At 59.6% G+C, this 1,921-nt stretch carries 4 protein-coding genes; 1 reads left to right on the top strand and 3 read right to left on the bottom strand.

The annotated features are described in order from the left end of the window. On the top strand, positions 1–92 hold a 92-nt coding region (locus tag RR928_RS18260), incomplete at its 5' end, for a flagellar hook-basal body complex protein FliE (protein ID WP_332683660.1). Between the two features lie 360 nt (positions 93–452). Here the strand turns inward: RR928_RS18260 and RR928_RS18255 are convergent. The 3 genes from RR928_RS18255 to fliD form a co-directional block, all read right to left on the bottom strand. Further along, positions 453–752: a flagellar protein FliT gene (locus RR928_RS18255; RefSeq protein WP_213306316.1), complete on the bottom strand. Its 300-nt coding sequence runs from the start codon at positions 750–752 to the stop codon at positions 453–455. A gap of 2 nt (positions 753–754) precedes the next feature. Then, entirely contained in the window at positions 755–1,177 is a 423-nt protein-coding gene (gene fliS, locus RR928_RS18250; RefSeq protein WP_332548957.1) for a flagellar export chaperone FliS, read from the bottom strand. Positions 1,178–1,310: 133 nt separating this feature from the next. After that, on the bottom strand, positions 1,311–1,921 hold a 611-nt coding region (fliD, locus tag RR928_RS18245; RefSeq protein WP_332683650.1), incomplete at its 5' end, for a flagellar filament capping protein FliD.

Here is a 1,921-nt window from a genome sequence, read left to right as displayed (position 1 = left end):
TCCAGAAGGCGCAGATCGGCTTCCAGGCATCGCTGCATGTGCGCAACCGCCTGGTCCAGGCCTATACCGATGTCATGAACATGCAGGTCTGACAGCGGCGCGCTGGCGCGCTGTTTCTCGCTTTCCATGCACCGCCGGCCTGCGCTGGCGGTTTTTTTGCGTCTGGTGTTTGGCGCTGCGGCGCAGTGAGCGGTGCGATGGATGGTCCTTCAGGCCTTCCATAGACTCAGGGCCGATGGGATTGCGTGCTGAGCCGGCCTGGAGCTCTCCAGCCATCGCACGGCATCGCCGGAGGCAGACAGCCCGCCCTGAAACGCCCTTCGACAGGCTCAGGGCGAACGGTAGTGAAGAGTTTGAGTCCGCGCCGTCGAACACGCCATAAAAAAACCCGCCATCTCACGAGGGCGGGTTTTTTGCTGCCTGCAGGCGGCGCGCGGGGCGCCGCCGTGGGTTCAGTGCAGGACCTGGGGCTGGCCGTCGAACATATGTTCGACCTGCGCGAGCCAGGGCTCGGCCAGCGTGCGGATCTGGGCGTCGTTGCGCAGGATGCGCTGCATGATGCGCGCCTTTTCACGGCGCTGCTCTGGCAGCAGCTCCTGCTCCTGGGACTGAAAGCGCAACTGCTCGATCAACACCGCACAGGCACCTTCGTAGCGTGCAACGCCTTCCCAGTCTTTCCCCCGTGCGGCCTCGAGCATCTTGAGGCTGCTGTCTTCTATGGCCTTGTAATAATCGATCAATTGCGTCCCCATCGTTAGTAACCTCCACCGCCCGAGTCCACTTGCGCCTGGCCCATTTCCTTCCAGCCTTGGGCCACGGGTTCAATCAAACCCACGACCTCTTCGACCAGAGCCAGGTCATTGCGCAAATTGGCCATCGTCAGCCGAGTAATGCAATAGTCATAGAGCGTGCCCAGGTTCACGGCGAGTTCGCCGCCTTGAACCGGATTGAGCGCGCCCTTGAGCCCTTCTTCAAGAATGCGCACCGACTTACCGATGTGCGTTCCCTTGTTCTCTATTTCGCCCCGCTGCAGCGCTCCGCGCGCCGCGTTCAGCGACTGCAACAGACCATCAAACAGCATTTGCACCAGTTGATGGGGCGTTGCACCATCAATGCCGGATTGCACGCCAATTTGCCGATATGCATTGGCAGCACGGGAACTTACGGGGGTATACATGACTGGCATCCTTGTGAACTACTTGCCTTTGTTTTCGGCAGAAGTCCTCCAAAATCAAGCGAAATCTTAAAAAAATTTGCGTGTGCCTATCCGTACACCCAAACCCGATACAGGGCGCGCGGCCCCGGCCACTTCAACTCGTGGACTTGTTCCAGGACGCAACCTGCTGCGTCACGTAGGCATCCAACGCATTCAGTGACGCCATTTTGACGTCCAGCGCAGTGTATTGCGCCAGCAGCCGACTTTCGAGCGTCGAGGCGCGGTTGAGCACCTTATCCTGATCTGTGCCGTTGCGCTTGAGCGAGCTCTCGAGCGAATCGGTCTTGGCGTTGAGCGTGCCTTCATAAGCCAGCATGCCATCGGTGAACGCCTTGAAATTCACACCAATGCCGCCGTTTGCGCCCAGACTGTCGCTCTTGGTGGCAAACAGGCCCTTGAGCGAAGAGACATCGGTCAGTGCCTTGGTCAGGTCGGTGTCGTTGACGGACAGATTGCCGCCCTGCTCCATCTGGATGCCGATGTCCGACAGCCGCGTGAACGCACCACCGCCCTTGACGATGTTCATGGTCATCATGCGCAACGCGTTCTGGATGCTCACGGTCGTGCTGTCGGCCTGCAGCAGTCCCTTGACGCCGGTATCCGGGTCGTACTTTGTCAGCGCACTCAATTTGTCGTTCAATGCGTTATACGCATCGACAAAGGCCTGAATGCCTTCCTTCATGGCCTTGGTGTCCGCGGCCACGG

It is taken from the genome of Comamonas sp. (genome assembly GCF_036666375.1).
GTDB lineage: Bacteria > Pseudomonadota > Gammaproteobacteria > Burkholderiales > Burkholderiaceae_C > Comamonas.
This window is presented reverse-complemented; position numbering and strand designations above follow the sequence as displayed.